The 5452-nt window shown below is 53.5% G+C and carries 2 tRNA genes and 3 rRNA genes; all 5 read right to left on the bottom strand.

The features are described from left to right. Window positions 1–2: 2 nt before the first annotated feature. The 5 genes from rrf to ACTRWH_RS20355 all read right to left on the bottom strand — a co-directional run bounded on the left by rrf (window position 3) and on the right by ACTRWH_RS20355 (window position 5372). Window positions 3–118, bottom strand: a 5S ribosomal RNA gene (rrf, locus tag ACTRWH_RS20375). 101 nt (window positions 119–219) lie between these two features. Next, window positions 220–3115: ribosomal RNA gene (locus tag ACTRWH_RS20370) — 23S ribosomal RNA — on the bottom strand. Between the two features lie 357 nt (window positions 3116–3472). Continuing rightward, a tRNA-Ala gene (locus tag ACTRWH_RS20365) sits at window positions 3473–3548 on the bottom strand. Between the two features lie 96 nt (window positions 3549–3644). Next, window positions 3645–3721: transfer RNA gene (locus tag ACTRWH_RS20360), tRNA-Ile, on the bottom strand. Between the two features lie 111 nt (window positions 3722–3832). Next, window positions 3833–5372 (bottom strand): 16S ribosomal RNA (locus ACTRWH_RS20355). Together the 16S, 23S and 5S rRNA genes with 2 tRNA genes alongside form the textbook arrangement of a ribosomal RNA operon. Window positions 5373–5452 lie beyond the last annotated feature (80 nt).

Raw genomic sequence — 5452 nt, 5'->3', positions numbered from 1 at the left:
GAGCCTGACGATGACCTACTCTCACATGGGCAGAAGCCACACTACCATCGGCGCTGGTCTGTTTCACGGCTGAGTTCGGGATGGGATCAGGTGGTTCCAGACCGCTATGGTCGTCAGGCAAAACGGTTGATCACTGGGTGGACGAGGTAGAACGATGTGATGTTGATTTCGATTGAGCACAATGGCTCTTGCGTTATCCGCAATTGTCTTGGGTGTTATATAGTCAAGCCTCACGAGCAATTAGTATCGGTTAGCTCAACGCCTCGCAGCGCTTACACACCCGACCTATCAACGTCCTGGTCTTGAACGGCTCTTCAGGGACCTCAAGGGTCCAGGGAGATCTCATCTTGGAAGGGGCTTCCCGCTTAGATGCTTTCAGCGGTTATCCTATCCGAACATAGCTACCGGGCAATGCGTCTGGCGACACAACCCGAACACCAGCGGTTCGTCCACTCCGGTCCTCTCGTACTAGGAGCAGCTTTCCTCAAATCTCCAACGTCCACGGCAGATAGGGACCGAACTGTCTCACGACGTTCTAAACCCAGCTCGCGTACCACTTTAAATGGCGAACAGCCATACCCTTGGGACCGGCTTCAGCCCCAGGATGTGATGAGCCGACATCGAGGTGCCAAACACCGCCGTCGATGTGAACTCTTGGGCGGTATCAGCCTGTTATCCCCGGAGTACCTTTTATCCGTTGAGCGATGGCCCTTCCATACAGAACCACCGGATCACTATGACCTACTTTCGTACCTGCTCGACGTGTCTGTCTCGCAGTTAAGCGGGCTTGTGCCATTACACTAACCGCATGATGTCCGACCATGCTTAGCCCACCTTTGTGCTCCTCCGTTACGCTTTGGGAGGAGACCGCCCCAGTCAAACTACCCACCACACAGTGTCCTTAACCCCGATAAGGGGTCGAAGTTAGAACCTCAAACAGGTCAGGCTGGTATTTCAAGGTTGGCTCCACCAGAACTGGCGTCCTGGTTTCAAAGCCTCCCAGCTATCCTACACAAACATGCTCAAAGTTCACTGTGAAGCTATAGTAAAGGTTCACGGGGTCTTTCCGTCTAGCCGCGGATACACCGCATCTTCACGGCGATTTCAATTTCACTGAGTCTCGGGTAGAGACAGCGCCCCCATCGTTACGCCATTCGTGCAGGTCGGAACTTACCCGACAAGGAATTTCGCTACCTTAGGACCGTTATAGTTACGGCCGCCGTTTACCGGGGCTTCGATCAAGAGCTTCGCGCAAGCGCTAACCCCATCAATTAACCTTCCGGCACCGGGCAGGCGTCACACCGTATACGTCCACTTTCGTGTTTGCACAGTGCTGTGTTTTTAATAAACAGTCGCAGGGGCCTGGTATCTTCGACCGGCTTCTGCTCAACCCGCGAAGGGCGTCACATACCACCGGCGTGCCTTCTCCCGAAGTTACGGCACCATTTTGCCTAGTTCCTTTACCCGAGTTCTCTCAAGCGCCTTGGTATTCTCTACCTGACCACCTGTGTCGGTTTGGGGTACGGTCTCGAATAGCCTGAAGCTTAGAAGATTTTCCTGGAAGCAGGGCATCAATGACTTCCCGCCCTAAAAGGGCAGTCGTCGTCGCGTCTCGGCATTGTGGGACCGGATTTGCCTAATCCCACTGCCTACATGCTTAAACCGGGACAACCGTCGCCCGGCTCACCTAGCCTTCTCCGTCTCTCCATCGCAGCTATCCAAGGTACGGAAATATTAATCCGTTTCCCATCGACTACACCTTTCGGTCTCGCCTTAGGGGCCGACTCACCCTGCGCCGATTAGCGTTGCGCAGGAACCCTTGGTCTTCCGGCGTGGGGGTTTTTCACCCCCATTGTCGTTACTCATGTCAGCATTCGCACTTCTGATACCTCCAGCATGCCTCTCGACACACCTTCGCAGGCTTACAGAACGCTCCCCTACCCCGTGCACTTGCGTGCACAGCCGCAGCTTCGGTAACCAGTTTGAGCCCCGTTACATCTTCCGCGCAGGCCGACTCGACTAGTGAGCTATTACGCTTTCTTTAAAGGATGGCTGCTTCTAAGCCAACCTCCTAGCTGTCTGAGCCTTCCCACATCGTTTCCCACTTAACTGGTATTTGGGGACCTTAGCTGGCGGTCTGGGTTGTTTCCCTCTTCACGATGGACGTTAGCACCCACCGTGTGTCTCCCGGATAGTACTCACAGGTATTCGGAGTTTGCATCGGGTTGGTAAGTCGGGATGACCCCCTAGCCGAAACAGTGCTCTACCCCCTGTGGTATTCGTCCGAGGCGCTACCTAAATAGCTTTCGGGGAGAACCAGCTATCTCCGGGCTTGATTAGCCTTTCACTCCGATCCACAAGTCATCCCCTGGCTTTTCAACGACAGTGGGTTCGGTCCTCCAGTTGATGTTACTCAACCTTCAACCTGCTCATGGATAGATCGCCCGGTTTCGGGTCTATGCCCAGCGACTAAATCGCCCTATTCAGACTCGGTTTCCCTACGGCTCCCCTAAACGGTTAACCTCGCCACTGAACATAAGTCGCTGACCCATTATACAAAAGGTACGCCGTCACGGAACAAGTCCGCTCCGACTGCTTGTACGCATACGGTTTCAGGATCTATTTCACTCCCCTCACAGGGGTTCTTTTCGCCTTTCCCTCACGGTACTGGTTCACTATCGGTCAGTCAGGAGTATTTAGCCTTGGAGGATGGTCCCCCCATGTTCAGACAGGATGTCTCGTGTCCCGTCCTACTCGATTTCACTGGACTCAGGTTTCGGATACGGGGCTATCACCCACTATGGCGGCTCTTTCCAGGGCCTTCTCCTACCAGTTGTCCAGCTTAAGGGCTGGTCCCCGTTCGCTCGCCGCTACTGAGGGAATCTCGGTTGATTTCTTTTCCTTCGGGTACTTAGATGTTTCAGTTCCCCGAGTTCGCCCCGTACGGCTATGTATTCACCGTACGGTACCGGTCCGAAGACCGGTGGGTTTCCCCATTCAGAGATGCCCGGATCACAGCTTGTTTGCCAGCTCCCCGAGCCTTATCGCAGGCTTCCACGTCTTTCATCGCCTCTGACTGCCAAGGCATCCACCGTATGCGCTTAGTTGCTTGACTATATAACCCCAAGACAACTGATCTGTTCCTCACACTCAACAAGAACGTCGCACCCACCGAAGTGAACACAGCCTTCTCATTCAGAGATGAGATTCAGAGACAGTCACTCGAAGTCATATACAACCACTTCAACGACAACACCGGATAACGCTTGAAATCGCTATCACATTGAATCCATTCCTCTCGGAGATAATGAGAGAAATAAATTCGTGTTCTATCTCGTCCAATTTGTTAAAGAGCAAATCTGACCCAGTGATCAGAAAGAAGAACTTCCGCTTAACAACTCTTGTCATTAAACCGAAACGCTTGTTTCTGCACACTGACCGAAGTCAGGCATTCATCGATCTGTCCAGGTATTGGTGGAGCTGAGCGGGATCGAACCGCTGACCTCCTGCGTGCAAGGCAGGCGCTCTCCCAACTGAGCTACAGCCCCTAAAAGCTATTTACAAGAATTGTGTAGATCTAGGCGTGTTCGGGCGCCGCATAGCCTGCTATGCAAGTCCGGAAACAACGACGAGCTACGCAATTCTGGTGGGTCTGGGTGGACTTGAACCACCGACCTCACCCTTATCAGGGGTGCGCTCTAACCACCTGAGCTACAGACCCGGTTTTGCTTGTCCTGAAACAAGCCAAGTCGGGCCTGCATAGACCCTTTGCTCTCTTCTTAAGCTAACCAAGTAATTCGTGTGGACTCTGACCGAAGCATTCGGCTTCGTTTAAGGAGGTGATCCAGCCGCAGGTTCCCCTACGGCTACCTTGTTACGACTTCACCCCAGTCATGAACCACACCGTGGTGATCGTCCTCCCGAAGGTTAGACTAACCACTTCTGGTGCAATCCACTCCCATGGTGTGACGGGCGGTGTGTACAAGGCCCGGGAACGTATTCACCGCGACATTCTGATTCGCGATTACTAGCGATTCCGACTTCACGGAGTCGAGTTGCAGACTCCGATCCGGACTACGATGCGTTTTGTGAGATTAGCTCCCCCTCGCGGGTTTGCAGCCCTCTGTACGCACCATTGTAGCACGTGTGTAGCCCTGGCCGTAAGGGCCATGATGACCTGACGTCATCCCCACCTTCCTCCGGTTTGTCACCGGCAGTCTCCCTAGAGTTCTCAGCCGAACTGCTAGCAACTAGGGATAGGGGTTGCGCTCGTTACGGGACTTAACCCAACATCTCACGACACGAGCTGACGACGGCCATGCAGCACCTGTGTCAGAGTTCCCGAAGGCACCAATCCATCTCTGGAAAGTTCTCTGCATGTCAAGGCCAGGTAAGGTTCTTCGCGTTGCGTCGAATTAAACCACATGCTCCACCGCTTGTGCGGGCCCCCGTCAATTCATTTGAGTTTTAACCTTGCGGCCGTACTCCCCAGGCGGTCAACTTAGTGCGTTAGCTGCGCCACTAAGACTTCAAGAGTCCCAACGGCTAGTTGACATCGTTTACAGCGTGGACTACCAGGGTATCTAATCCTGTTTGCTCCCCACGCTTTCGCACCTCAGTGTCAGTATTGGTCCAGAGTGCCGCCTTCGCCACTGGTGTTCCTTCCTATATCTACGCATTTCACCGCTACACAGGAAATTCCACACTCCTCTACCATACTCTAGCCTGACAGTTCGAAATGCCGTTCCCAGGTTGAGCCCGGGGCTTTCACATCTCGCTTATCAAACCACCTACGCGCGCTTTACGCCCAGTAATTCCGATTAACGCTTGCACCCTCCGTATTACCGCGGCTGCTGGCACGGAGTTAGCCGGTGCTTCTTCTGTGAGTAACGTCAAGCCTCACGAGTATTAGTCGTAAGGTTTTCCTCCTCACTGAAAGTGCTTTACAACCCGAAAGCCTTCTTCACACACGCGGCATGGCTGGATCAGGGTTGCCCCCATTGTCCAATATTCCCCACTGCTGCCTCCCGTAGGAGTTCGGGCCGTGTCTCAGTCCCGATGTGGCTGATCATCCTCTCAGACCAGCTACGGATCGTTGCCTTGGTAGGCTCTTACCCCACCAACTAGCTAATCCGACATAGGCACATCCAATAGCGCAAGGTCCGAAGATCCCCTGCTTTCCCCCAAAGGGCGTATGCGGTATTAATCCGGGTTTCCCCGGGCTATCCCCCACTACTGGGCAGTTTCCTATGCATTACTCACCCGTCCGCCGCTCGTCAGCGGGGAGCAAGCTCCCCCTGTTACCGCTCGACTTGCATGTGTTAAGCCTGCCGCCAGCGTTCAATCTGAGCCATGATCAAACTCTTCAGTTTAAATCATACAAGAATCCGAAGATTCTCTATTCTTGCTCAAGACAAAACTCAATTTCGACGAGTCACTGTCCTGATATTTC

The organism is Marinobacter sp. G5_S1_61_S3, from assembly GCF_054968585.1.
The sequence above is the reverse complement of the archived record's forward strand: the minus strand, read 5'-3'. Positions and strand labels throughout refer to the sequence as shown.